General features: G+C 41.5%; 27 protein-coding genes. 7 read left to right on the top strand and 20 right to left on the bottom strand.

Annotated features, from left to right (window positions below; genetic code table 11):
* Positions 1-182: 182 nt before the first annotated feature.
* The 4 genes from PCY17_RS05850 to PCY17_RS05835 are packed head-to-tail and all read right to left on the bottom strand — an operon-like array spanning position 183 to position 4,896.
* Positions 183-2,036: a proline--tRNA ligase gene (locus tag PCY17_RS05850; protein ID WP_301392141.1), complete on the bottom strand. Its 1,854-nt coding sequence runs from the start codon at positions 2,034-2,036 to the stop codon at positions 183-185.
* 17 nt (positions 2,037-2,053) lie between these two features.
* Positions 2,054-3,310, bottom strand: coding sequence for an RIP metalloprotease RseP (gene rseP, locus PCY17_RS05845; RefSeq protein WP_301392140.1), 1,257 nt, complete (start codon positions 3,308-3,310; stop codon positions 2,054-2,056).
* A 21-nt stretch (positions 3,311-3,331) separates the two neighbouring features.
* Positions 3,332-4,135 (bottom strand): phosphatidate cytidylyltransferase, encoded by an 804-nt coding sequence (locus PCY17_RS05840; protein WP_223140452.1) that lies wholly within the window; start codon positions 4,133-4,135, stop codon positions 3,332-3,334.
* An 8-nt stretch (positions 4,136-4,143) separates the two neighbouring features.
* The gene (locus PCY17_RS05835; protein WP_301392139.1) at positions 4,144-4,896 is read right to left on the bottom strand and encodes an isoprenyl transferase; all 753 of its coding nucleotides are present in this window, start codon (positions 4,894-4,896) and stop codon (positions 4,144-4,146) included.
* 215 nt (positions 4,897-5,111) lie between these two features.
* Between PCY17_RS05835 and PCY17_RS05830 the strand changes: the two genes are divergently transcribed.
* The 7 genes from PCY17_RS05830 (at position 5,112) to PCY17_RS05800 (ending at position 12,118) form a co-directional block, all read left to right on the top strand.
* Complete coding sequence (locus PCY17_RS05830) at positions 5,112-5,507, top strand: helix-hairpin-helix domain-containing protein (RefSeq protein WP_049509840.1); 396 nt, start codon at positions 5,112-5,114, stop codon at positions 5,505-5,507.
* A 370-nt stretch (positions 5,508-5,877) separates the two neighbouring features.
* On the top strand, positions 5,878-6,456 hold the full coding sequence (locus PCY17_RS05825) for a flavin reductase family protein (protein ID WP_301392138.1): 579 nt from the start codon (positions 5,878-5,880) through the stop codon (positions 6,454-6,456).
* Positions 6,443-7,012 carry a GNAT family N-acetyltransferase gene (locus tag PCY17_RS05820; protein ID WP_301392137.1) on the top strand — a complete coding sequence of 190 codons (570 nt, stop codon included), beginning with the start codon at positions 6,443-6,445 and terminating at the stop codon, positions 7,010-7,012. Before PCY17_RS05825 ends, PCY17_RS05820 begins: the two co-directional genes overlap by 14 nt.
* A gap of 65 nt (positions 7,013-7,077) precedes the next feature.
* Entirely contained in the window at positions 7,078-7,884 is an 807-nt protein-coding gene (locus PCY17_RS05815; protein WP_301392136.1) for a hypothetical protein, read from the top strand.
* Positions 7,885-7,895: 11 nt separating this feature from the next.
* Complete coding sequence (locus tag PCY17_RS05810) at positions 7,896-10,547, top strand: valine--tRNA ligase (protein WP_301392135.1); 2,652 nt, start codon at positions 7,896-7,898, stop codon at positions 10,545-10,547.
* A gap of 70 nt (positions 10,548-10,617) precedes the next feature.
* The gene (locus PCY17_RS05805) at positions 10,618-11,202 is read left to right on the top strand and encodes a DarT ssDNA thymidine ADP-ribosyltransferase family protein (RefSeq protein WP_301392134.1); all 585 of its coding nucleotides are present in this window, start codon (positions 10,618-10,620) and stop codon (positions 11,200-11,202) included.
* A complete protein-coding gene (locus PCY17_RS05800) occupies positions 11,192-12,118 on the top strand; it encodes a macro domain-containing protein (RefSeq protein ID WP_301392133.1) in 927 nt (308 codons plus the stop codon). The genes PCY17_RS05805 and PCY17_RS05800 overlap by 11 nt, the downstream gene beginning before the upstream one ends.
* A 246-nt stretch (positions 12,119-12,364) precedes the next feature.
* On the opposite strand, the gene PCY17_RS05795 is transcribed toward PCY17_RS05800, so the two are convergent.
* From PCY17_RS05795 to PCY17_RS05720, 16 genes are all read right to left on the bottom strand, one after another.
* Positions 12,365-12,964 (bottom strand): response regulator transcription factor, encoded by a 600-nt coding sequence (locus tag PCY17_RS05795; RefSeq protein WP_301392132.1) that lies wholly within the window; start codon positions 12,962-12,964, stop codon positions 12,365-12,367.
* Complete coding sequence (locus PCY17_RS05790) at positions 12,965-14,062, bottom strand: sensor histidine kinase (RefSeq protein ID WP_301392131.1); 1,098 nt, start codon at positions 14,060-14,062, stop codon at positions 12,965-12,967.
* Positions 14,062-14,799 (bottom strand): ABC transporter permease, encoded by a 738-nt coding sequence (locus PCY17_RS05785; protein WP_301392130.1) that lies wholly within the window; start codon positions 14,797-14,799, stop codon positions 14,062-14,064. The genes PCY17_RS05790 and PCY17_RS05785 overlap by 1 nt, the downstream gene beginning before the upstream one ends.
* Before the next feature lies 1 nt (position 14,800).
* Complete coding sequence (locus PCY17_RS05780; protein WP_301392129.1) at positions 14,801-15,685, bottom strand: ABC transporter ATP-binding protein; 885 nt, start codon at positions 15,683-15,685, stop codon at positions 14,801-14,803.
* A complete protein-coding gene (locus PCY17_RS05775) occupies positions 15,672-15,866 on the bottom strand; it encodes a hypothetical protein (protein ID WP_006154913.1) in 195 nt (64 codons plus the stop codon). The genes PCY17_RS05780 and PCY17_RS05775 overlap by 14 nt, the downstream gene beginning before the upstream one ends.
* Positions 15,863-16,054: a hypothetical protein gene (locus PCY17_RS05770; RefSeq protein ID WP_301392128.1), complete on the bottom strand. Its 192-nt coding sequence runs from the start codon at positions 16,052-16,054 to the stop codon at positions 15,863-15,865. The genes PCY17_RS05775 and PCY17_RS05770 overlap by 4 nt, the downstream gene beginning before the upstream one ends.
* Positions 16,055-16,278: 224 nt before the next feature.
* A complete protein-coding gene (locus tag PCY17_RS05765; protein ID WP_061863658.1) occupies positions 16,279-17,943 on the bottom strand; it encodes a DAK2 domain-containing protein in 1,665 nt (554 codons plus the stop codon).
* Positions 17,944-17,945: 2 nt separating this feature from the next.
* On the bottom strand, positions 17,946-18,311 hold the full coding sequence (locus tag PCY17_RS05760) for an Asp23/Gls24 family envelope stress response protein (protein WP_000216431.1): 366 nt from the start codon (positions 18,309-18,311) through the stop codon (positions 17,946-17,948).
* Positions 18,312-18,461: 150 nt separating this feature from the next.
* On the bottom strand, positions 18,462-18,650 hold the full coding sequence (gene rpmB, locus PCY17_RS05755; RefSeq protein ID WP_001140948.1) for a 50S ribosomal protein L28: 189 nt from the start codon (positions 18,648-18,650) through the stop codon (positions 18,462-18,464).
* A gap of 106 nt (positions 18,651-18,756) precedes the next feature.
* Positions 18,757-19,431: a hypothetical protein gene (locus PCY17_RS05750; protein WP_060955137.1), complete on the bottom strand. Its 675-nt coding sequence runs from the start codon at positions 19,429-19,431 to the stop codon at positions 18,757-18,759.
* A 4-nt stretch (positions 19,432-19,435) separates the two neighbouring features.
* A complete protein-coding gene (locus tag PCY17_RS05745; protein ID WP_004250544.1) occupies positions 19,436-19,882 on the bottom strand; it encodes a LytTR family DNA-binding domain-containing protein in 447 nt (148 codons plus the stop codon).
* Between the two features lie 118 nt (positions 19,883-20,000).
* Positions 20,001-20,504, bottom strand: a complete 504-nt coding sequence (locus PCY17_RS05740) for a phosphatase PAP2 family protein (protein ID WP_301392127.1) — start codon at positions 20,502-20,504, stop codon at positions 20,001-20,003.
* A gap of 2 nt (positions 20,505-20,506) precedes the next feature.
* Positions 20,507-20,863, bottom strand: a complete 357-nt coding sequence (locus tag PCY17_RS05735) for a DUF2200 domain-containing protein (RefSeq protein WP_301392126.1) — start codon at positions 20,861-20,863, stop codon at positions 20,507-20,509.
* Between the two features lie 79 nt (positions 20,864-20,942).
* Positions 20,943-22,691, bottom strand: a complete 1,749-nt coding sequence (locus PCY17_RS05730) for an ABC transporter ATP-binding protein (RefSeq protein ID WP_301392125.1) — start codon at positions 22,689-22,691, stop codon at positions 20,943-20,945.
* Positions 22,681-24,450, bottom strand: coding sequence for an ABC transporter ATP-binding protein (locus tag PCY17_RS05725; protein WP_301392124.1), 1,770 nt, complete (start codon positions 24,448-24,450; stop codon positions 22,681-22,683). The genes PCY17_RS05730 and PCY17_RS05725 overlap by 11 nt, the downstream gene beginning before the upstream one ends.
* Positions 24,434-24,895: a MarR family winged helix-turn-helix transcriptional regulator gene (locus PCY17_RS05720; protein ID WP_075227039.1), complete on the bottom strand. Its 462-nt coding sequence runs from the start codon at positions 24,893-24,895 to the stop codon at positions 24,434-24,436. The genes PCY17_RS05725 and PCY17_RS05720 overlap by 17 nt, the downstream gene beginning before the upstream one ends.
* Between the last annotated feature and the right edge of the window lie 202 nt (positions 24,896-25,097).

Below are 25,097 nucleotides of genomic sequence, written 5' to 3'. Positions count from 1 at the left end.
TATAAGTGTTACTGACTTCGTCAGTTCTATCCACAACCTCAAAACGGTGTTTTGAGCAACCTGCGGCTAGTTTCCTAGTTTGCTCTTTGATTTTCATTGAGTCTTACTTTCTCTCATTATAAAGAAAAAACAAGGCAAAAACTAGTTACATTTTTGTCTTGTTTTTCTTCTGATTATAGATTTTATTTATTTGTTAGGATTTCAAGGGTTTCAAGCAAGTTATCTGCATGAACTTCGATTGTATCTCCTGTCGCCTTGATCTTCACTTCTACGATACCGTCAGCTGCTTTCTTCCCAACAGTGATACGGATTGGAAGACCAATCAGGTCGCTATCACTGAATTTAACACCGACACGTTCGTTACGGTCATCTGTCAATACTTCGTAGCCTTTATTGACTAAGGCTTCTTCGATTCGATTAGTCAATTCAAGACTTGCTTCGTCCTTAACATTGACCGGAATCAAGTGCACATCAAATGGAGCCAATTCTTTAGGGAAATTGATTCCCCAAGCGTAACGGTATTCACCTTTAGGCGTTTTGTTAACAAAGAGGCGAGCGTGTTGCTCCATAACTGCTGAGAGGAGACGGCTGACACCGATACCGTAGCAGCCCATGATGATTGGCACAGCACGGCCATTTTCATCCAGGACATCTGCCCCCATACTTGCTGAGTAACGAGTTCCAAGTTTGAAGATGTGACCAATTTCGATACCACGCGCAAAGTTGAGCACACCTTGTCCATCTGGAGAGATTTCGCCCTCACGAACTTCACGGATATCGACATACTCAGCAGTGAAATCACGACCTGGGTTTACACCAGTCAAGTGGTAGCCATCTTCGTTAGCCCCCACTACAGCATTGCGGCTATCTTGTACCTTGCGGTCTGCGATAATCTTGACATTTTCTGGAAGATTTACTGGGCCAAGTGAACCAAAGTCCGCTCCCAACAATTCTTTCACTTCTGCCTCAGTTGCAGGTTCTAAGAAATCTGCTCCAAGGTAGTTTTTAAACTTAACTTCATTGAGTTGGTCATTGCCGACAAGTAGAGCCACAACTGGCTCTTCATCTGCGATATAAACCAAGGTCTTGATTGTTTGCTCTTCAGAGACATTCAAGAAGGCAGCCACTTCATCAATTGATTTGACACCTGGTGTTTCCACGCGAGCCACTTCATCTTCAGTCACAACACGATTGCTTGGTTTGTACTCGTTGGTTGCCATTTCCAAGTTGGCTGCATAGCTTGATTCACTTGAGTAGGCAATGGTATCTTCACCAGAAACCATCCATTTGAGCAATTCTGCCTTGATTTCTTCTTGCACTTGATCAGGGATTTCATCAAATGATGCAACAGACTTGTCTAATACCACCCAACGGTCAAGGTCTGTACGAGCAGGTGTGATGGCCATAAATTCTTGGCTATCCTTACCACCCATAGCTCCACCGTCACCGATGATTGCTTTGAAGTCCAAACCACTACGAGTGAAGATACGCTCATAGGCTGCCTTGTACTCATCATAAGTTACATCCAAGCTATCGTAGTTAGCGTGGAAGCTATAACCATCTTTCATGATGAATTCACGCGTACGAAGAAGTCCATTACGTGGACGTTTTTCATCACGGTACTTAGGCTGGATTTGGTACAAGTTCAGTGGCAATTGCTTGTAAGACTTGACAGAATCACGGACAATAGCTGTGAAGGTTTCTTCGTGAGTAGGCCCCAAGATAAAGTCTGACTTCTCACGGTTTTTCAATTTGTACAAGTCCTCACCGTAAGTTTCATAACGACCAGATTCACGCCAAAGGTCAGCACTAAGAAGGGCTGGAGCCAACATCTCAACCGCACCAATCTTGTCAAATTCTTGACGCATGATTTTCTTAGCTTTTTCGATAACGCGGTTAGCAAGTGGTAGGTAAGAGTAAACACCTGCTGATACTTGACGAACATAACCAGCACGCAACATAAGGGCATGGCTGATAACTTGAGCATCGCTTGGCATTTCGCGAAGCGTTGGGATAAGCATTTTACTTTGTTTCATAATGACTCCTCTATTTCTTAAAAGAAGGTACGCATGATGTCGTTCCATGTCACGGCGAGCATCAAAACGACCATAATGACAACTCCGACCAGAGTGACATAGGTTTCAATTTCTTGTTTTAGTGGTTTGCGGCGAATAGCCTCAATAATATTAAGCACGATTTTTCCACCGTCGAGTGCTGGAATCGGAATCAGATTGAAAATCCCGATATTGATGGAAATTATAGCCAAGAAGTACAAGACATTTTCCAGTCCGTTCTTGGCAGCATCGCTACTTGCCTTAAAGATAGCAACGGGACCGCCTAGTTTATTCAAATCTGGTTGGAAGATCAAGCTTTTCAAAGCATTGAGAATTCGCAAGGCTGAATCAGCTGCAGTTGTAAATCCACCCATAAACATAGACCAGATATCTGATTTGAGTCTCGGCTGGACACCCAAGATATAACTCCCTTGGCTTTCCTCAGGGGCCACACTCACTTGTTTTTCAGTGCCATTTTCAGAAACCGTCACATCCAAAACAGGAGCTTTTTTGTCCTTGGTTTCTGCATCGACCGCCTGGATCAGATCTGACCAGTTTGAAATCTCATAACTTCCGACCTTAGTGATTTGGGCCGTATTTTCAACTCCAACCTTAGCCAAAGCGCTATCTGGAATAATGCTGAAATTGTTCGTTTGCGTATCACGAACACCACCTTGCATGAAAATCAAAATCCAAAAGACGATAACTCCTAAGATAAAGTTATTCATAGGACCAGCAAAGTTGGTGATCAATTTGCCCCAGACAGTCGCATTTTGATATTGGACGTCTAGGGGAGCGATACGGACTTCCGTTCCATCAGCTTCCACAATGGTCGCATCATGGTCAACTGAAAAAGTCTTCTCTTCTTCTAAGACCAAGCCTCTAATAAAGAGTTTATCCTCAAAATCAAACTGGGTAACCTGCATGGGTAAAGCAGTCTGGTCAACCTTTTTCCCAGAGAGATTGATACGCTTGACCTTACCATCCGCTGCCAATGTTAGACTTGCAGGGGTTCCAGTCTTAATCTCTGTCGTATCTTCACCCCAACCTGCCATACGAACGTAACCACCCAGTGGCAGGAGACGAATAGTATAAGCAGTCCCATCTTTTCCGATATGGGCAAAGATTTTGGGACCCATCCCGATGGCAAATTCACGAACTAAAATCCCGGACTTCTTAGCAAAGTAAAAATGCCCGAACTCGTGAACTACCACGATAATCCCGAAAACTAGGATAAATGTTAGTAATCCTATCATTTAATTTCTATTTACCTTTCCTTAAAATAAGCCAAAGAGGTGCATAATCGGGAACACAGCCAGCATACAATCAAAACGGTCCAGTACCCCACCATGGCCTGGGATAAACTTACCTGAGTCTTTGACACCAAAGTGACGTTTCATAGCACTTTCGATCAAATCCCCCAACTGACCAGCTATACTAAAGAAAATAGCAAAGACCATCATTTTGTAAATCCCATAAGGTAAAGCAACGGTACTATCAACTAGCATAAAGATTAAGGTTACGAGCATAGCAGCCAAGATACCTCCCATAGCCCCCTCTATGGTCTTGTTAGGGGAAACTCTCGGAGCTAGCTTTCTCTTACCAAACTTCATTCCTACTAGATAGGCTCCACTATCGGTTGCCCAGACCATACAAAGTCCCAAAAGCGCCTTATCCAAACCTGCAATACGAGCATCGACCAAAGCATTAAAACCAAAGCCAACATAAAAACTCATGGCAATCGGAAAAACAGCATCTTCAATAGTATAGTTCTTGCTAAAAACTGTCGCTCCTAGCAAAATGAGAATCACGACACTATAAGCAACAACGTTCCCATCCACGGGCAAAAACTTCAGGTAATTTTCCAAAGGAATAGTCAGAAAAAAGGTTGCTAGTAAAGTCAAGAGCCCTTCAGGCGTCATGGTATTTAACCCCTTCATACGAAGCAACTCATGTACTCCCAACATAGCCACAATCCCCATGGCAATCTGGAGCCATAAGCCACCAATCGCCAAGATTGGGATAAAGATAGCCAAGGCCAAGACAGCAAAAAGGGTTCTTTTTTGTAAATCCTGTATCATAATATCTCCTACACTCCTCCAAAACGACGGTTGCGACGATTGTACTCGATGATAGCTTCTTTCAAGGCTTCCTCATCAAAGTCAGGCCACAAGACATCCGTGAAATAGAGCTCGCTATAAGCAGCCTGCCAAGGCAAGAAATTACTCAAACGAAGTTCACCGCTAGTCCGAATAATCAAATCAGGATCACGCAAAACTTTTGGCAAATGACCTGTAAAAAGGTATTCCCCAATCAACTCCTCTGTGATATCACCAGGATTGATCTTAGCATCTAAAACATCCTGTGCAATCAACTTGACCGCTTGTGTAATCTCAGCTCGTCCACCATAATTAAGGGCAAAATTGAGAATCAAGCCTGTATTTAACTTAGTCAGCTCCTCTGCCTTTTTCAAGGCACCAAAAGTCTGCTTCGGCAAACGATCAGTCTCCCCAATCATTTGAATCTTCATGTTCTTCTGATGCAATTCAGGAACAAACTTATCATAAAATTCAACAGGCAAGTTCATGATAAATTTGACTTCCTGATCTGGACGGGTCCAGTTTTCAGTTGAAAAGGCATAGACTGTCAAGGCTTTGACGCCCATATCACTAGCAGCAATAGCTACCTTTCTCAAAGCATCCATCCCAGCCTTATGACCAAAGACTCGTGGCTGCATCCGTTTTTTAGCCCAACGGCCATTCCCATCCATGATCACACCGATGTGGTCTGGCACCATTGTGGGGGTTTCTGTTGCTTTATCTTTTTTTAAAAATCCAAACATGATTGTATTCCTATTCAAAAATCTATCGTTTCATTATACCATATTTTTCACTTTTCTTCTATTATTGCCTATCATTCTACAGCGAAATTTCCCATATATCTCCTATATTTCCAGTATATCAAGCCTTGCAATTCCTAAAGAAAGTTGATACAATAAAACCATAGAGATTCGATCCTTGTTCAGCCACAGGGATTTTTTATTGAAAGGATTTTATCATGTCAAAGACACTCCAACGTAAAAAACAATTGAGAAATAGCCTTCGTCGCTCAGGTGCATTTTCAAACACTGTAAACAAGGTTGTCGAAGAAACAAAAAAAGTTGTAAAACACGCTGAAAAAGCAGCAAGCGATGCAGGTAAAGCTGTCTCTAAAAAGGTTGAAAAAACTGTAGAAGCAACCAAAGAGCAAGCTCAAAAAGTTGCTACTTCTGTAGAAGATTTCGCAGCTAACCTAGGGGGACTTTCAGTTGACCGCGCTAAGACTTTCTACGATGAAGGTATCAAATCTGCTGCTGACTTCAAAAACTGGACAGAAAAAGAACTCCTTGCCTTGAAAGGAATCGGTCCAGCTACTATCAAGAAATTAAAAGAAAACGGCATCAAGTTCAAGTAATCTTTCTTGTTCCTTGCTTTTCCGTCAAAAACTTGTTAAAATAAAGCCATTAGAGGTGTTTTGAGTCCCACATTTTACAGAAAGTGGCGGTGCTGAGAAGTCCACAAATGTGTCAAAACTGGTTGCTAATGGATGAAATTAAAAATTGAAATATAAATCTTTTTGTTTCCTTTTAGGACTAGACAGCGAGTTGCAGGCTGTACTCAAGTACGGCAAGACGAGCTAACGACGTCATAAAAGAGAAATAAGAAGATTAAAGTTGCGGGCATCTGCCCGAAATTGGGTGGTACCGCGGATTAACACATTCGTCCCTGTCAGATTGATGGCAGGGGCGATTTTTATTTTAGACCCCTAGCCAAAGGAGGTTGTCATGAAACAATCTTTTAACACCAGCAAGCTCTACTATGGTTTTCCTATCTTCATCTTGGGATATCAGGACAAGAACTTTGGGCACAATATCACGACCTGCAGTTCCTCTTATAGCCTGGGAGATTGGCTGGTCATCGGTGTTGGCGCTGAGGAAAATGCGGCTGACCAGATTAAGCATTATCAACAGTTTACCGTAAACATCCCTGATGAAAACTTCATGCTCGAAATGGAGCAGGCTGGTTTTATCAGCCATCAGGAAAAGTTAAAACACCTAGGGCTTGACTACGAAATTTCTGTACGGACTCAGGCCCCGATTTTAGAGGCATGTCCAGTCGTATTGGACTGTCAGGTAGATCGGATTATCGAGGAAGATGGCATCTGCCATATCTTTGCCAAGATTCTCGAGCGACTGGCTGATCCAGAGCTCTTGGACGATAAAGAGCATTTTAAAAATGACCGCTTTGCTCCAACTTACTTTATGGGGGACGGTCATCAACGCGTTTACCGTTATCTGGATAACCGAGTCAATCCCATGGGGAGCTTCATTAAGAAAGCGAGGAAGAAGGATGACAAGAACTGAATTGCCAGAAAAAATCGAAACGGAGCGACTGGTCTTGCGAGTCCGAACAGTAGCGGATGCTGAGGATATCTTTGACTATGCCAGTTGTCCAGAAGTCTCTTACCCAGCAGGCTTTCCACCGGTCAAGACCTTGGAAGATGAGATTTATTATCTGGAGCATATTCTTCCTGAGCGTAATCAAAAGGACAATCTCCCAGCGGGTTACGGAATTATCGTTAAAGGAACCGATACAATCATTGGTTCTGTCGATTTCCCCCGTCGCTACGAAGACGATGTGCTGGAGATTGGCTATACCTTACACCCGGATTATTGGGGTCGCGGCTATGTGCCCGAAGCGGCGCGTGCCTTGATTGATTTATCTTTTAAAGAACTAAACCTACACAAGATTGAACTATCTTGCTTTGGTTACAACCTTAAAAGTCAACGAGTCGCTGAGAAACTTGGCTTCACCCTTGAAGCTCGCATAAGAGACCGCAAAGATGCCCAAGGCAATCGCTGTGACAGTCTCATATATGGTTTGCTGAGGAGTGAGTGGGAGGACGGTAATAACTGTTAGTTGAACTGTTCGATAATTTCGAACAGTTGGGACTTATTAAAGAATTTCGAAAGCGAGGTGAAAAATTGGAAACAAGCCAGATTATTACTCTGATCAGTGGAGCTGGTATAGGAGCTGTCCTAAGTGCATTTTTAACCTTCATAAATAGTAGCAAAAAGAATAAACTTGATTTTATAACTAAAGAGCGTTCAGAGTGGAGGAGAGAAATTAAGTCAATTATAGTTGATTTATTAGGTGGAAATAATCGATCTTCTGCAATAAAAAGGCTTGAAACACAGTTAAATCCGTATGGGAGATATATCTCTAAAGAAGATAGATATAACTTTTACATGAATGATGGCCATATTTGGGAGTTGGTTGATAATTTTGATTATTCAAATCAAAGTGTAAAATTATTAACTAAATATCTAGAAATACTTTTAAAATATGATTGGGAAAGATCAAAACGTGAAATAAAAGTCGATGTTTTTAATAGTTTTATATACTTTATTCTTATTATCGGCTCTTTATCCAATTCTCTCTTAATACTCTTTAAAATAAACGATTTAAGTCAAAGTATAGTTCTTGCAATATCCTCTTATATTATGGTGGCTGGTATATTCTATCTTGAAAAAGTTACTAGGAACTTTAAAAAAAAGCTTATACGTAATAATATTTATATTATGCTACTTTCTCTATCTATGTATTATAGTATAAAAGGGCTATTATATTGGGTAATCCCTCATGTAAAAATGGATTTAAATAGTTCTCTTGTCACACTTTTGATATCAGTGTTAATAATGAGTATAGAATTCAAAATTTTTATAAATACTAATAGTGAGGAAGAAAATTATATGAATCTAATTGATTATATTAAAAACAATTTAAATTAAGGAGAACACACATGTCTAAAGAACTTTCACCTAAATACAATCCAGCCGAGGTTGAGGCTGGTCGTTACCAAAAATGGCTTGATGAAGATGTTTTCAAGCCTTCAGGAGATAAAAAGGCTAAGCCTTATTCGATCGTCATTCCACCACCAAACGTGACTGGTAAACTCCACCTTGGTCACGCTTGGGACACGACTTTGCAAGATATCATTATCCGTCAAAAACGTATGCAAGGTTTCGACACGCTTTGGCTTCCAGGGATGGACCACGCGGGGATTGCGACTCAGGCTAAGGTTGAGGAACGCTTGCGTGGTGAGGGCATTAGTCGTTATGACCTCGGTCGTGAGAAATTCCTTGAAAAAGTCTGGGAATGGAAAGATGAATATGCGACGACTATCAAGGAACAATGGGGCAAGATGGGGCTCTCTGTAGACTACTCTCGCGAACGATTCACTCTTGACGAAGGTTTGTCAAAAGCCGTGCGCAAGGTCTTTGTGGATCTATACAAGAAAGGATGGATCTACCGTGGTGAGTTTATCATCAACTGGGACCCAGCAGCTCGTACAGCCCTTTCTGATATCGAGGTGATCCACAAGGATGTCGAAGGTGCCTTCTACCACATGAACTATATGCTGGAAGATGGTTCACGCGCCCTTGAAGTTGCGACCACTCGTCCTGAGACTATGTTTGGGGACGTTGCGGTTGCGGTCAATCCAGAAGACCCACGCTACAAGGACTTGATTGGTAAAAATGTTATCCTTCCAATCGCTAATAAATTGATTCCAATCGTTGGGGATGAGCATGCTGATCCTGAGTTTGGTACTGGTGTCGTGAAAATCACGCCTGCTCACGATCCAAACGACTTCTTGGTTGGTCAACGTCACAACTTGCCACAAGTCAATGTTATGAACGATGACGGAACCATGAATGACTTGGCCTTTGAATTTGCAGGCATGGATCGTTTTGAAGCTCGTAAGGCAGTCGTTGCTAAGTTGGAAGAAATCGGTACCCTCGTTAAAATCGAAAAACGTGTCCACAGTGTTGGTCACTCAGAACGTACAGGTGTTGTAGTTGAGCCACGCTTGTCTACACAATGGTTCGTCAAGATGGACCAATTGGCTAAGAATGCCATTGCAAACCAAGATACAGAAGACAAGGTTGAATTCTACCCACCTCGTTTCAACGATACCTTCCTCCAATGGATGGAAAATGTCCACGACTGGGTAATCTCACGTCAGCTCTGGTGGGGCCACCAAATCCCTGCTTGGTACAATGCTGAGGGTGAAATGTACGTTGGCGAAGAGGCTCCAGAAGGTGACGGATGGACGCAAGACGAAGACGTCTTGGATACTTGGTTCAGTTCTGCCCTTTGGCCATTCTCAACCATGGGCTGGCCTGATGTCGACTCAGAAGACTTCAAACGCTACTTCCCAACTTCAACCTTGGTAACAGGTTACGACATCATCTTCTTCTGGGTGTCTCGTATGATCTTCCAATCCTTGGAATTCACTGGCCGTCAGCCATTCCAAAACGTCCTTATCCACGGTCTCATCCGTGACGAGCAAGGACGCAAGATGTCTAAGTCTCTCGGTAACGGGATTGACCCAATGGATGTTATCGAGAAATACGGTGCCGACGCCCTCCGTTGGTTCCTTTCAAACGGTTCTGCACCAGGGCAAGACGTTCGCTTCTCTTACGAGAAAATGGATGCTTCATGGAACTTCATTAACAAGATCTGGAACATCTCTCGCTACATCCTCATGAACAATGAAGGTTTGACACTTGAGCAAGCAACGGCTAATGTCGAAAAAGTTGTTAACAAGGAAGCTGGAAATGTTACAGATCGTTGGATTCTTCACAACCTCAATGAAACGATAGGAAAAGCGACTGCTAACTTTGATAAGTTTGAGTTTGGTGTGGCTGGACACATCCTCTACAACTTCATCTGGGACGAGTTTGCGGACTGGTACGTTGAGTTGACTAAAGAAGTCCTTTATAGCGATAACGAAGAAGAGAAAGTCATCACACGTTCTGTTCTCCTTTATACTTTGGATAAGATCCTTCGTCTCCTTCACCCAATCATGCCATTCGTGACAGAGGAAATCTTTGGGCAAATCTCAGAAGGCTCTATCGTTACAGCAGAATACCCAACTGTTAACCCAGCCTTTGAAGACCTTGCTGCCCACACTGGTGTGGAAAGCCTCAAAGACTTGATCCGTGCTGTTCGTAATGCGCGTGCAGAAGTAAACGTTGCTCCAAGCAAGCCAATCACCATCCTTGTTAAGACAAGCGATAGCGACTTGGAAACCTTCTTTAACAGCAATGTCAACTACATCAAACGCTTCACAAATCCAGAACACTTGGAAATCGCATCAAACATCCCTGCACCTGAACTCGCTATGTCAAGCGTCATCACAGGAGCAGAAATCTACTTGCCACTCGCAGACCTCCTCAATGTCGAAGAAGAACTCGCTCGTCTCGATAAGGAACTGGCTAAATGGCAAAAAGAACTGGATATGGTCGGTAAGAAGCTCTCTAACGAACGCTTCGTAGCCAATGCCAAACCAGAAGTCGTCCAAAAAGAACGCGACAAACAAGCCGACTACCAAGCCAAATACGACGCGACCGTAGCACGTATTGATGAGATGAAGAAACTCGTGAAATAAACTATAAACCTCGGCAATTTGCTGGGGTTTTTGGTACAATAACAATAGAAAAATACTCGAGGTAAAACCTATGAAAATAAAAGAAGGAAAATTATTGTATCATCTAACTCACATTGATAATTTAGACAGTATTATTGAAAATGGGTTGCTATCTAGAAATCAAGTGATTCAGAGAGGGGGGATAAATCAGGATATAGCCAATCCCGATATCCTAGAAAGTCGTCAACTCAATCACTTGGATGACTATGTATTATTTCATTTTCATCCCAATACAGCATTTGATAATGCTGTTCGATATAAATATGGTGCAGAAAATTTTGTATATATAACTGTTTACAGAACATACGCGGAAGAAAATGGATTTCAAATAGTTCCACGGCACCCGTTGAATGGTGAGTTTGAACTTTGTAATTATAACGAAGGAATGAATAGGATTGATTGGGAAACTATGGAACAGAGAATGAACGAGATTGATTCCACTAATCAAGGTTATGCGAAGGAGGTTAAAATGGCAGAATGCATAAGTAGCACACCTATTCTCCCACAAGATTTTGCTTATATTTACTGTAATGAAAATACTGTTGAATATTTAAAAACCAGGTACCCAATGCTAGCTGATAAAATTCAAAGTGGGGTTTGGTTAAATGGTGATTAAATATACACAAGGAGATATTTTTGAATCTAAATGTCAAGCAATCATAAATACAGTCAATTGTGAAGGAAAAATGGGAAAAGGTCTTGCTTATCAATTTAAGAAAAAATTTCCTGAAATGGAACAAGATTACGTTAAAGTTTGTCTAAAGGGAGAACTATATCCTGGTAAATTACATATTTATCAAGAAAAGAATTTTTTAATAATTAATTTCCCAACCAAGAATAAATGGCGTGAAAAATCTAAGATAGAATATATCATTATTGGCCTAAGAAAATTAAAAGAAGAAATCATTAAAAAAGGTATTAAGTCAGTTGCTATTCCTCCATTAGGAGCTGGGAATGGTGGTTTAAACTGGAATGAAGTGAAATTTGAAATAAACAGAGAATTGCTTGATATGGAAGATGTTGTTTTTGAAGTATACGAGCCATCAACTAACATTAATAAAAAAGGGAAAGAACCTGAGATAAATTTTGATGTACTTCTATTAGCATACATATGCAAGAATTTAAAAAAAGTTGATTCAAGTAATTTAAAATCTGTAGTAAAATTATTATCAATATTCTCCCAGGGCAATATGAAAATTGCTAATTTAAAAAACAGCACTAAAACCATGAAATCTTTTAAAGAATTCTATTCCTTAAAAGATTATTCAGAAATATATAAACTAATAAACTCGAAGTTGATTAGTAATTCCATTGAATCGAAAAAAAGAAAATGGGGAAATACAGATATTTTAATAGAACTAGTTAATGGTTATCCTGAATATATAAACGATATCATTAATTTTCTTTACACGATAGAAAACAAATCAATTATTGATAATAAAAATACAAATGAAATTAAAGAGATATTGATAAAGAATCAGTTGCTCTCTATCAACTTACTAGAGGAATTAGAAATTAATTATTTTGAATAATTTGTACTAATATAACTTACCACTAATTTTTAGAAAGCAGGTTACTACATGACAAATTCTGTAAGTTCGAACCGACCTGAGAAGTTCGACATTGTAGCTTAGTTTTCATATATAACCGCATCGAATTTATCTGGATTGATACCGAAAACCCACCACACGATGCCATTGGCTGGGTAGCTAAATAGACTTGAATAATACAAAAAAATCTCTTAGATCCATTTCTAAGAGATTTTTTCTTTCTCCCCCTCACAACCAGCCTTCTTCTTCGGCAGTTTTGGCTGCTTCAGTTCGGTTGCTGGCGCCTAATTTGGAGAGGATATTGGTCATGTAATTACGGACGGTGCCGTTTGAGAGGTAGAGCTTATCCGCAATTTCTTGGTTGGACAGCCCCTGTGCTACTCCATGCAAAACAGCGACTTCTTGTTCGGTCAAGGGATTGGGATGGGTCATCATGACTTCCATCAGCTCTGGAGAATATTCCTTGCGTCCCTCTAACACCGTATGCAGGGTTTGCATGAGTTCGGCGATGCTTCGCTCTTTCAATACATAGGCGTCGACTCCTGCTTTGACAGCTCGTTCAAAATAGCCTGGACGTTTAAAGGTTGTAACGATAACCACCTTTGTTTCAGGCACTTCTTGTTTGATCCACTCGAGCGCTTCTAGTCCTGTCTTGACTGGCATTTCGACGTCAAGGATGGCAATATCTACTGCTTCTTTCCCCAAAACCTCGATAGCCTCGGCTCCATTTTTTGCCTGCAAGACAGCCTCCACATCTGGTTGAAAGCTTAAGAGCTGACACATGGCGTCTCTCAGCATACTTTGATCTTCTGCGACTAATACTTTCATCTACTTTCTCTCCTTATAAGGCAGATGCACGCGCACCTCTGTGGGATCTTTCAAACTGACCAGCTCTACTTGCCCTGAGAAGGCTGCTGCACGGTCACGGACTGTATGAAGTTCATTTCCTTTTACAGTTGCAAATCCTTTACCGTCATCTCTAACTGTCAGGAGCAATTCCTGATCTGTACGTTCCAGCTTTAGATAGGCTTTTTCAGCTCTGGCATGCTTGATGATATTGGTCGCCAGTTCTAACAAAATCATAGCAGCCGTCGACTCTACATCCTGGGTCAAACTAGCCTTGTCCAACTGATTGTCAACTTGAACCTCAATGCCAGCAATTTCCAGCATCTTCTTGACAGTCTCAAGTTCTGAAGCTAGGGTCCGTGATTTCAGATTTTCCACAATGGTTCGCACTTCATTCATGGAATCCTTGCTGATCTGGTGAATTTCTTTTAATTCCTTTTCCACCTGTGGATAAGCCTCCATCTGAAACAACTGCAAGGCCAAATCTGTCTTGACACTGAGCATAGCAAAGGTATGTCCCAAGCTATCATGCAAATCCTGACCGATACGACTGCGTTCATTTTCAGCAAGCAATAGATTTATCTGGGCATTTTGCTTAGCCTGCGCTTCTTTCAAATCTTCCACAATCCGAATCCGAATCAAACCAAAAGTCATTAAATCGACAAAAGCAAGAATTACAAGTAGATAGAATAGAAACTCAACTTCGATTCTCTGAAAAATCAAAAGTTGGCCCACAACAAGGACTTGAGCAAGAAGAAAAGTCCAGACATGTAAAGACTTTAAACCACTTACGCCGAAATGATAAATTAAGAGATTGGAAAGGAAAAAGAAGAACCAGATATAATTTACAGCAACAAAGGCGGTGTTCCCAGCTACATAGACCAGCATGAAGCCCCAATATAGCCAAGATAGGCGCTGATTCTTAGTTGTTAAAACACCCAAATACGCCACTACAAATAGAATATCAATCAATAAATGCCAGGCAGAAAGCCACCCAGTCACTACAGGTAGGATGGGGAAAATCATAAAAATTAAACTGGCCCAAAACATATAGTGTATGCTTTTCAGTCTTTCAAGCATTAAGCATTCTCCTTATGACCTTGAAGGTAAATGGTCAAACCAAACAAAACTGTTGAAAAAACAAGTAGATAAACTGTGGCTGATAAATTGATGCCACCCTCGTTTAAGAAGGTCTTGAGCAACTCCATCAACTGATAAGTTGGTAGGCACTTTCCGATTGCTTGCATCCAATCTGGAAATAAAGAGATGGGCATCCAGAGTCCGCCTAAAACAGCCAAGCCTAGATAGAGAAGATTCCCCACGACAGACATCAGCTGACTAGAAGGCAAGAGTGTCAAGGTCAAGCCAAGCGCTACAAAAGCTACACTTCCTACTATCAGCAAAAGCGCAGCCCCAATCCAGCTTCCTAGAGGCATATCCACACCTCTGACCAAGTGCCCAACTGAGAAAACAACCAGGATTGAGACCAAATAATCAACCATCATACTTGTTATCTTTGATAGATAATATTCTACCATATTTACAGGGGTATGGCGCAATGTTTTCTGCCAGTTGTTGATTTTATCGGTATGTAAAACAGCTGGGAATGAAAACATAGCTGTCGACATCATGGAAAAAGCCGTCATGGAGATGAGGTAGTCGCGCATAAAATTAGCCGGTCCACCTGGTGTGTCCTGGTACATGCCTGAAAAGAATAAATAGAAGGCTGTCGGCATCCCTACGGATAACAGATAATAGACTAATTGTCGTTTGGTCAATAGAAATTCTATCTTGTTTAGTGCGATCCATCGTTTCATCTTAGTCATCTCCCTTTTGTGTTTCTTCAAAGATTGTATCCAGCAAGCTACGGTTATTGACTTCAATTTCTTGAATCCTACATCCTGCTTGCACTAACAGTTCCCAGAAAGCATCCGCTTCGCGTGTGACTACTTGCAGGGCATCTTGTTTTTGTGACCAGTTTTCAACCAGGTTAGACTGCTCAATGACTTCCTTGTAAGCCAGAGGTAGGATGAAGTGCTTTTCAATCTCCTCACTGCGCATGGCTAGAGGTGTCGTATCACGAATCAACTCTCCCTTATTCAAGACCAAGATCCGGTCCGCTGTATGCTCTACCTCTTCGATATAATGGGACGAATAGAGAATGGTGACTCCCTGCGCTTTTAGATCCTGGACAATTTCCCAAAAACGTTGACGGGTTGAAGTATCCATGGCAGCAGTTGGTTCATCTAAAAAGACAAGCTTTGGTCGGCCAATCAAGGTCAAGACAAAAGAGAAGAGACGCTTTTGCCCACCTGACAATTTTTCTGCCAATTGTTCTTTTTGTTGCTGGTCAAACTGCAATAGTTGATCGATTTCCTGGTTGCTCAAGGGATTTGGGTAAATGCTTTGAAAGAAAGCAATCAACTCTTTGACCTTTAATTTCTGAACGATGACATTTTCTTGAGGGAGGTAGGATCTAATATAGTCTAACTGAGAGCTCGTCACTGGCAAGCCTTGGATGGATACTTGACAGCTGGTGACCAGTTTATCTCCAAGCAAACAGTCCAAGAGTGTTGTCTTTCCAGCACCATTTGGCCCAATCAAGGCGACGCATTCACCTTCCGCTACCTCAAAGGAAATATCCTTCAAAATAGCTTTACCCTTGATGGTTTTATTTAGTCTTTCTACCTTAATCATGTTCATGATACTCTCCTTTCAGCCACTCCTTTCCCATCGGAAAGGCGATAAAAATCATAAATCCTAGACCCCAGGCACCGCGAATGGCTTGGTGAAGGAAGGCTTGATCAAACCAACCTGTAAACATTTCTACCAACCATACCACTAGTGACAGTCCAATAAAAAGATAGAGAATCGCTTTTTTCATTTTTCAAACTCCTTTTTCACATCTGAGACCAATTTCAAACCTTCTCGAATCAACCAAGACATGATTCCAAAGCTTGCAAACAATTCCCAAGGAAAATGATAGAAGCCTTCATCCATCCCAGAAAACATGAGATAAGTCATGACTCCTGCTGCTACTAAACTCATTGCGACAATTACTTTATGTTTCATTTTTTTCTTCCTCCATTTGATACATCTAGTATAATTCTTTGAAGGTAGAATCACTAGAAGCTTCTGTCATGAGGAGATATGACAAATGTCATTAAAAATGATGGAACAAAAATTACTAGATTGGATTGATTTTCTAGCCCCAATCACCTACTGGGTCCAAAACTCATTGCAAACCAAAAAGATCGGGAATCTTTTCCCGACCTCTTTCGTTTTCTATTTAATCTTTATTCCACACTGAAAAGATATGGATACACTGGTTGTTGACCTTGGTGGATTTCTACTTCTACATCTTCGAATTCTTCTGCGATTTCTTGGGCGATTTGGTTAGCCAATTCTTCACTTCCATCTTCACCGATATAGAAGGTTACGATTTCACTGTCTTCATCCAACATATGTTTCAAAGTTTCAGTCAGAGTTTGGTGCATATCAGGGTTTGATACGAGGATCTTACCATCAACCATACCCAGATTGTCATTTTCATGAATTTCCAAACCATCGATAGTCGTGTCACGAACTGCTGTTGTTACACTACCACTGACCACATCACCAAGAGCTGCAGTCATGCGTTCTTTATTTTCTTCGATAGACTTGCTTGGATCGAAGGCAAGAAGACTAGTCAATCCTTGAGGAAGGGTACGAGCTTCTACCACTACTGCTGGTTGTTCCAATACTTCAGCTGCAGATTGAGCTGCCATGAAGATATTTTTATTGTTTGGCAAGAAGATGATGTTGCGAGCATTGACTTGCTCAACGGCCTTGATAAAGTCTTCTGTTGAAGGGTTCATAGTTTGTCCACCTTCGATGACATAGTCCACACCTTGAGCACGGAAGATGTCTGCCAAGCCTTGTCCAGCTACTACTGCGATAAGAGCATATTCTTTTTCTTCAGCTGGTTTGCTAACTTTAGCTTCTTTTTCCACTTGTGCTTCGTGTTGGTTACGCATGTTATCGACTTTAACCTTAACCAAGCTACCATACTTGAGACCTTCTTGCATAACAAGACCTGGATCTTCTGTATGGACGTGAACTTTAACGATTTCATCGTCATTGACAACAAGAAGTGAATCCCCAAGTTCGTTCAAGTAGTTACGGAATTCTTCGTAGTCAAACTCTTTAGCATAAGTTGGGCCTTGTTTAAGGGCAACCATGATCTCCGTACAGTAACCAAAGGTGATGTCTTCTGTTGCCACATGTCCGGCTACAGATTTGTGGTGTTCTGCATTGATCATTTCACTCATGTTGGCTGGAGTCGCTACAAAGTCTTCAGAAGCGCTATATTCACCAGTAAGAGCTGAAAGGAAGCCTTCATAGATGAAGACCAAACCTTGACCACCTGAGTCTACAACTCCAACTTCCTTCAAGACTGGAAGCATATCTGGAGTCTTCGCAAGGGCTGTTTTAGCTCCTTCCAAGGCTGCACGCATAACCTCAATGGCATCGTCTGTCTGCTCGGCTTTCTTCTTAGCACCGATGGCAGCACCACGTGATACGGTCAAGATTGTTCCTTCAACTGGCTTCATAACAGCCTTGTAGGCTACTTCAACACCAGATTGGAAGGCAAGAGCTAGGTCTTTCCCTGTTAATTCATCTTTTTCCTTGATAGCTTGCGAAAATCCTCGGAAAAGTTGAGAAGTGATAACTCCTGAGTTTCCACGCGCACCCATCAAAAGACCTTTAGCCAAGATACTTGCAGCCTCACCAACTGTTGAAGCTGGTTTGTCTGCTACTTCTTTGGCACCATTTTCGATAGTCATTCCCATGTTTGTTCCTGTATCTCCATCTGGAACTGGGAAGACGTTCAATGAGTTGACATATTCGGCTTGCTTGTTCAAACGAGTAGATGCAGCCTGTACCATTTCTTGAAATAAGCTTGTAGTAATATTTGACACGATTATTCTCCTACAACTTTGATATTTTGAATGTAGACATTCACAGTTTGAGCAGTGATGCCAAGTTGGTTTTCCAAACTAAAGCGTACACGCTCTTGGATGTTTTTTGAGACTTCACTGATTTTTGTTCCGTAGCTCAACACGGTATATACATCAACTGCAATGCTACCATCTTCGGCCGCTTTTACAACGACACCTTTAGAATAATTTTCCTTCCCAAGGAGGGCTTGGAAATTATCTTTGAGGGCTTTCTTACTTGCCATACCGACCACACCAAAAATCTCAGTTGCTGCACCGCCTACAACGGTAGCAATCACTTCATCTGTTAGTTCGATTTGACCATCTTTTGTATTAATTTTTACAGTCATTTTTTCTACCTCAACTAGTTGATACTCTATTTTATCATATTTCAAGCCAAGTGTAAAAGCAGAATACTGTATCGGCGGATATTTGCGCCTTTTACAAGTGATTTTGAGCTTAGAGCAAAAGAAAAAGACCTGATGGCCTTTTACTCTTTATTAAACGCGTTCTACTTTACCTGATTTCAAAGCACGAGCTGAAGCCCAAACTTTTTTAGGTTTACCATCGATAAGTACAGTAACTTTTTGAAGGTTTGGTTTTACGGCACGTTTTGTTTGGTTCATCGCGTGTGAACGGTTGTTTCCTGATACAGTCTTACGACCTGTAAAGTAACATACTTTAGCCATTTGTGTTTTCCTCCTATTAGATCTAATATAGCGGATGTGCTAGCACCACATACTGTACTATGTTATCACACTTTCTCTTTTTTGGCAAGGGGATTGGAATATTTTTTTATTTAACGTAAACAACTCCTAGTTTCCCAAAAGCTACATCTCCACGGATAATCAAAGTTTTGCTGGTTGGGGCTACAGGGGCATCTGCCTTGGCCGCACCACAAAAAGTTTCCACCTTTAGATCTACTCTCCAGTGTTGAGGCACGTAGATAACTGCATTCCCAAAACCGACTTCGATATTCAGAGTAGCAAAATCACCTAACATCTCTGCATTGTCATAATAGATTTTGGCATTCCCAAATCCGACCTCAAACTCATCTTCTACCAATTCTTGGTCTTGCTTGTAAAATGTACCCGCCCCAAAAGCGACTTCCTTGTCTGTCAGAATGGTCTTTTCACCGTCATACCACCATTTTTTTCCATTCCAAGTTCTGTTAGAATGAGTGAGTGCGCTGACACCCATTACGATTAAAATACTTGCCCAGAACAATGATTGATTTGGAATCGGTAAAATGTCATAAAAATGATTAGCAATCATGAGGGCCACTAGGGCTGTAAAAGTGGCTGATGTCAGATGACGACGAAGCAAAGCTTCAATTGATTGATAGGCAAAAAATCCAATACCAATCAAAGGCCAGATATGCCCTCCCAGAGAAGGGATTCCAAAATTCCCCTGCAATAACACTAAAGCTGCCAATACTAGCAACACAATACCAAATGCTTTCTTTTTCATGTTCTTACCTCATGTTTCTTAGATTTTCTTTTAGGAGGGATTGATAGTGCCGTGACACGTGAACCTCCTTGTGGGTCTGATAAAAGGAAATAGTTCCTGTTCCTGAAAAGGACTTATCAACCGAGTAAACTTGCCGGATATTGGCAATGGTCGACTTGGATACCCGACTGAAATAGCGGGGCAGGATGGACTCTAGTTCATAAAGCTTGAGCCGAACCTCGTAGGCTTCTTTCTGGGTATGGGCGTAAATCTTGCTACCTTCCGTCTCAAAGAAGAGGATTTCTGCCAAGTCTAAGTAGTACTCACCCGTCCCCTTGTAAAAGATCAACCTAGGAGCCTTGGTTTCTTGCAAGAGTCGTTGCAAGTCAGCTATTTCATCTGTCAGGGCTGCAGCCTTGATGACAATCTCTGTCTCAGTTAATTCACTATCAATCTCGATTCGTAACTTCATCCTATCTCCTTTCTGCATCTACTATACCAAAGGCCAGAAGACTTTACAAGGGCAAAAAAGCAAGTGGTCGCTTTTGACCCGTAAGTGGTTACGAGGCCAAGCCCACTTGCTTTGCTTTTTAGAAAATAAAGAAAAGAATTCCCAAGAGGAGACCACAGGCGTAGCCAACTAAAACATCCTTGGGATAATGAACACCACCTAAAACCCGCACAAAGCCGAGAAGAGCTGATAAGACCAACAAAATCAACCCCACAGGCAGATTTGCATGCAGGCAAGCCATGGAAATGATGGTTGCTGAAAAAACATGGCGACTAGGCATTGAATTCCCAGAGCTGTCCTTGTCTAGTAGTGGGACAATTTCCCAAGTTTCATAAGGACGCGGTTGATTGATCCACTTACGAACTAGCGTCAATAGGACAAAGCCAAAAGCTGGAACTAAAATATAAACAGAAAGGTCTTTCCCGATCCCTTCACCTACAAAGTTTGTTCCCAACAAGGTCAAGTAAGCTAAGGGCATCAGGACTGTCATCATGCGATTAAAGACTCGCATCAATTGCAAAAGATGTGGATGTCGAAGAAGACCTGATTTCCTCTTCTCGTACCATTCTTGATAGTTTTTCATTTCTATTTCTCATACTTTTCTAGGACCTGCTGGGCTGTTTTCCCCTTGGCAAGCCAGTCTACTAATTTGTCCAGACGACGGATTTCCTGCATCAGAGTATCCTCAATTTCCTCAATACGAACCCCACAAATCTTTCCTGTAATCGCTATCCGTTCAGGAGCATAAGACGGCGCCTGTCGAAAAAAATCTCCATAAGTAAGGTCTTTATTCAGACAAGTGAGGATGTCACTCACTTCATAACCTGTCAGCCAACTGGTCACTTGGTGAACGGATTCTGCCCTTCCACCCTTTCGCTCAACTTTTGCGATCAAGGCTTGATAGACCGCAGAAAAATTCATATTGTATAATTTCTGACTCATACTCTCCTCTTTCTATTATACCAGTATAAAGAAGAAAAAGAAGGCCGTCAAGCCTTCTTTTGAATTACTATTCTTCTACTTAGTCTTCTATAAATTGACTATTGTAGAGGTCGGCATAGAAACCACCTTGAGCCATGAGTTCCTCATGATTGCCTTGCTCGATGATGTTTCCTTCTTTCATGACCAGAATCAAGTCAGCATTACGGATTGTTGATAAACGGTGGGCGATGACAAAGGATGTGCGTCCCTCCATCAAACGGTCCATAGCCTTTTGAATCAACTCCTCCGTACGAGTATCGACTGAGGATGTTGCTTCATCCAGAATCAAGAGCGGAGCATCCTTGAGCAGAGCACGAGCAATGGTCAAGAGTTGTTTCTGTCCGACTGACAAGGTCACTGTATCATCTAAGACTGTATCGTATCCATCAGGTAAGGTTGTGATAAAGTGGTGAATCCCTACTGCTTTGGCAGCTTCAATCACACGTTCATCACTGATACCTGTTTGATTGTAAATGAGATTGTCACGAATGGTTCCTTCAAAGAGCCAGGTATCCTGCAAGACCATTGAAAAGGCATCGTGTACTTCTGAGCGCTTCATAGCCTTGGTATCCACACCATCAATGCGAATACTTCCCTTATCAATCTCATAGAATTTCATCAAGAGGTTAACTATGGTAGTTTTCCCAGCACCAGTTGGTCCGACAATCGCGACCTTTTGACCTGCATGAGCTGTCGCAGAAAAGTCATGAATGATCGTTCGCTCCGGTGTGTAGCCAAATGAAACTCTGTCAAAGACCACTTCACCCTTCATGTTGGTCAATTGTCTTTCCTTATGAGATTCATCTTCCATTTCCTCTTCACCTAGAAATTCGAAGACACGAGTCATGGCTGCACTAGCTTGTTGTAAGCTGGTGATTCCTTGGGCAATCTGTGATAAGGGTTGCGAGAAGGTTCGAACATAAACCATGAAGGCTACAATAATCCCGATACTGATATACCCTTCAAGAGCCAAGGCAGCACCGACGATAATGACTAGAACATAACTAAAGTTGCCTACAAAGACCATGGCAGGCATCATAATTCCAGAGATAAACTGAGATTTCCAGATGCTATCATGTAGATTCTGATTCAAGCCTGCAAATGTATCTTTTGTTGGTTCCACAGCATTATAGCTGGTCACCACATTGTGGCCAGAGTACATTTCTTCCACATAGCCATTTACAGCTGCTAGGTTATTTTGTTGAGCTTTAAAGTAGCCTTGAGATTTAGCCATAATCACTGAGACCGCCGCAAATCCAACAAGGGTTGAAACAACGGTTACCAGTGCCAAAATCCAGTTCATACCAAACATGGTAATCAAAACAGCAATCAGTAAAAAGCTAGCTGAAAGAACTGTCCCAAGGCTTTGGTTAAGAGACTGAGCTGCTGTATCAACGTCATTAGTCACACGAGAAAGGGTGTCCCCTTGAGAATGACGGTCAAAATAAGCAAGTGGCAAGCGATTGATTTTCTCAGCAATAGCTGTCCGCAAACGTTTTGAGAAATGTTGGATACTGGTTGAAAAAATGTAGGCTTGCGTATAGTTCAGGATAATCCCAAGCACATAGAGGATAACCAAAAAGCTAGCAATACTTGAGACAGCCTCTAGATCAATCTCTGTCATTAACCCATCTGAAATCAAATTGGTAATTTCTTTGATCTTAGTTGGTCCATAAACCGTGATAATACTTGAACAGATAGCCGCCACAACTGCGATTAGTAGGGGAAGTTGGAGACCTGCTAGAAAAGGTCTACACTGTTTCCATAAGGACATTTTCTTATTTTCCATGTTCCAATTCCTCCTTCGATAGTTGTGAATAGGCAATTTCTTGGTATACTTCATTGCTTGCAAGAAGTTCCTTGTGGGTGCCTTGTCCCACGACTTTACCTTGATCCAAGACTAAGATCAGGTCTGCATCCATAATGGTTGAAATGCGTTGGGCAACGATTAACTTGGTCATGGATTGTGTTTTTTCAGCTAATACTTGACGCAAGATACAATCTGTCTTGTAGTCCAAGGCTGAGAATGAATCATCAAAAATGAGAATCTCTGGCTTCCGAGCCAAGGCGCGTGCAATGGCCAGACGTTGTCTCTGTCCACCTGAGAAGTTGGTCCCGCCTTGAGCTACTTCTGAGTCAAGACCGGCTTCCTTATCCTCTATAAAGTTTTTAGATTGAGCCAATTCCAAAGCTTGCCACATGGCCGTCTCACTTAGTGGTGTTTCTTGACTCTTACCAAAGTCGAGATTGCCCTTAACATCTCCAGAAAAGAGCACAGCTTTTTGTGGGATATAGCCAACTTTATTACGCAAATCTTCTAAGTCATAATTCTGAACATTGACGCCGTCTACTAGAATTTCTCCCTCTGATACATCATAAAAACGGGGCAAGAGGTTCACAAGAGTAGATTTACCAGAACCGGTTGAGCCGATAAAGGCAATGGTTTGCCCTGCTTCTGCCTTGAAGCTGACATGTTCCACAACTGCTTCTGAGTTTTTAGAGTAACGGAAGGTTACGTCGCGGTATTCCACTTGACCTTTTACAGAAGAGTTTGCTGTCTGTGGGTGACTAGGATTTTCAATAGAGGAATGAAGGTCCAAGACTTGATTGATACGACCTGCAGAAACCAAGGTACGAGGCAAGACGATAAAGAGAGCACCCATGAGTAAGAAGCCCATTACCACTTGCATAGCATAGGACATGAAGACCACCATATCGCTAAAGAAGGGTAGACGCTCTGTCAAGCTAGCGTCGTTGATAAGATAAGCACCAATCCAGTAAATAGCCAAGATCAAACCACTGGAAATTGCCTGCATAATTGGGTTCATAATGGCCATTAAGCGACTGACAAAGAGATTGAGTCGTGTGACTTCATCATTGGCTTCTTCGAATTTCTTATCTTGATATTCCTCAGCATTGTATGCACGAACAACCCGAATCCCTGTCAAACTTTCACGAGTGATGCTATTGAGTTTATCTGTCAATTTTTGAATGACAGATTGTTTAGGAAAGGCCAAAGTCATCAAGACAGTTGTCATCAGAACATTGACAATGACTGCCACCACTACTGCCCAAATCCAGTATTCAGACTTGCCAAGTATTTTACCAATGGCCCAAATAGCCATGATAGGACCACGAGTGACCACTTGGAGTCCCATGGTAAAGAGCATCTGAATCTGCGTGATATCATTAGTCGTCCGAGTCAATAGACTGGGAATTGAAAAACGTTTAATTTCTGTCTGGGAGTAATCCAAAACACGATTAAAAATATCGCTTCGTAGATGAGCCGTATAGGATGCTGCAACTCGAGCGGCAAAAAATCCAACTGTTACAGATGATAGGAAGGCTAAGAATGACAAACCCATCATCTTAGTTGCTGGCGACCAAAGGTCTCCCAACTCCGTACCTGACGTTCCGAGTAATTCTGTTATTTTTGAAACGTAAGTCGGTACTTCTAACTCTAGATAGACCGAGCAACAGGTAAAGAGAACAGTTATTAGAATCATGCCCCACTCTTTTCCTGTGATACGCTTAGCGAGTTTCTTCATTCTTACCTCCTATTTTTTCTACATTTGCTTGTAGTTGGCCCATGACTTCTTCAAAAATAGCGAGATTCTCTTCGGAAATGCCATCAAGCAAACTACGGTTCATTCGATCAAAGAATGATTTGATTTGTTTCATCTGAGAGCGTGATTTTTCGGTCAAGTGAACAAATTTCGCCCGTTTATCACTTGGACTCACCTCCAACTCTACCAAACCGTTTTGCACCATACGCTTGACCAAATTACTAGCAACTGACTTGGTAATATTGAATTCTTGTTCAATATCCTTGATGAGTGTTAATTCTTGTTCATGCTCACGACGATCTAAAAAACGAATGACCTGCCCTTGCGGACCACCCATAAATTCAATACCACAACGCTTGGCTTCCTTTTGTACCATCAGATGTAACTGGTGACCAAAACGTTTAAAAACCAACATCGGTTTATCCATGCTATCTCCCTTCTAAATAAAAATAGTTCTCTTGAGAACAATTAAGTTTCCATGAGAACTATTTTATCATTTTCAGAAAAGATGTCAAGAAAAAAGTTTCTATGAGAACTATCTCGGTATAAATTGACATCAGCTCTTATTTTATCTATAATAAACACTATCTCACACGAACACAAATCCAGTTTACTAGAAATGAGAAATT

It is taken from the genome of Streptococcus sp. SO2 (genome assembly GCF_030440025.1).
Note: the sequence above shows the minus strand (reverse complement) of the source record. Positions and strands in the feature narration are given on the sequence as shown.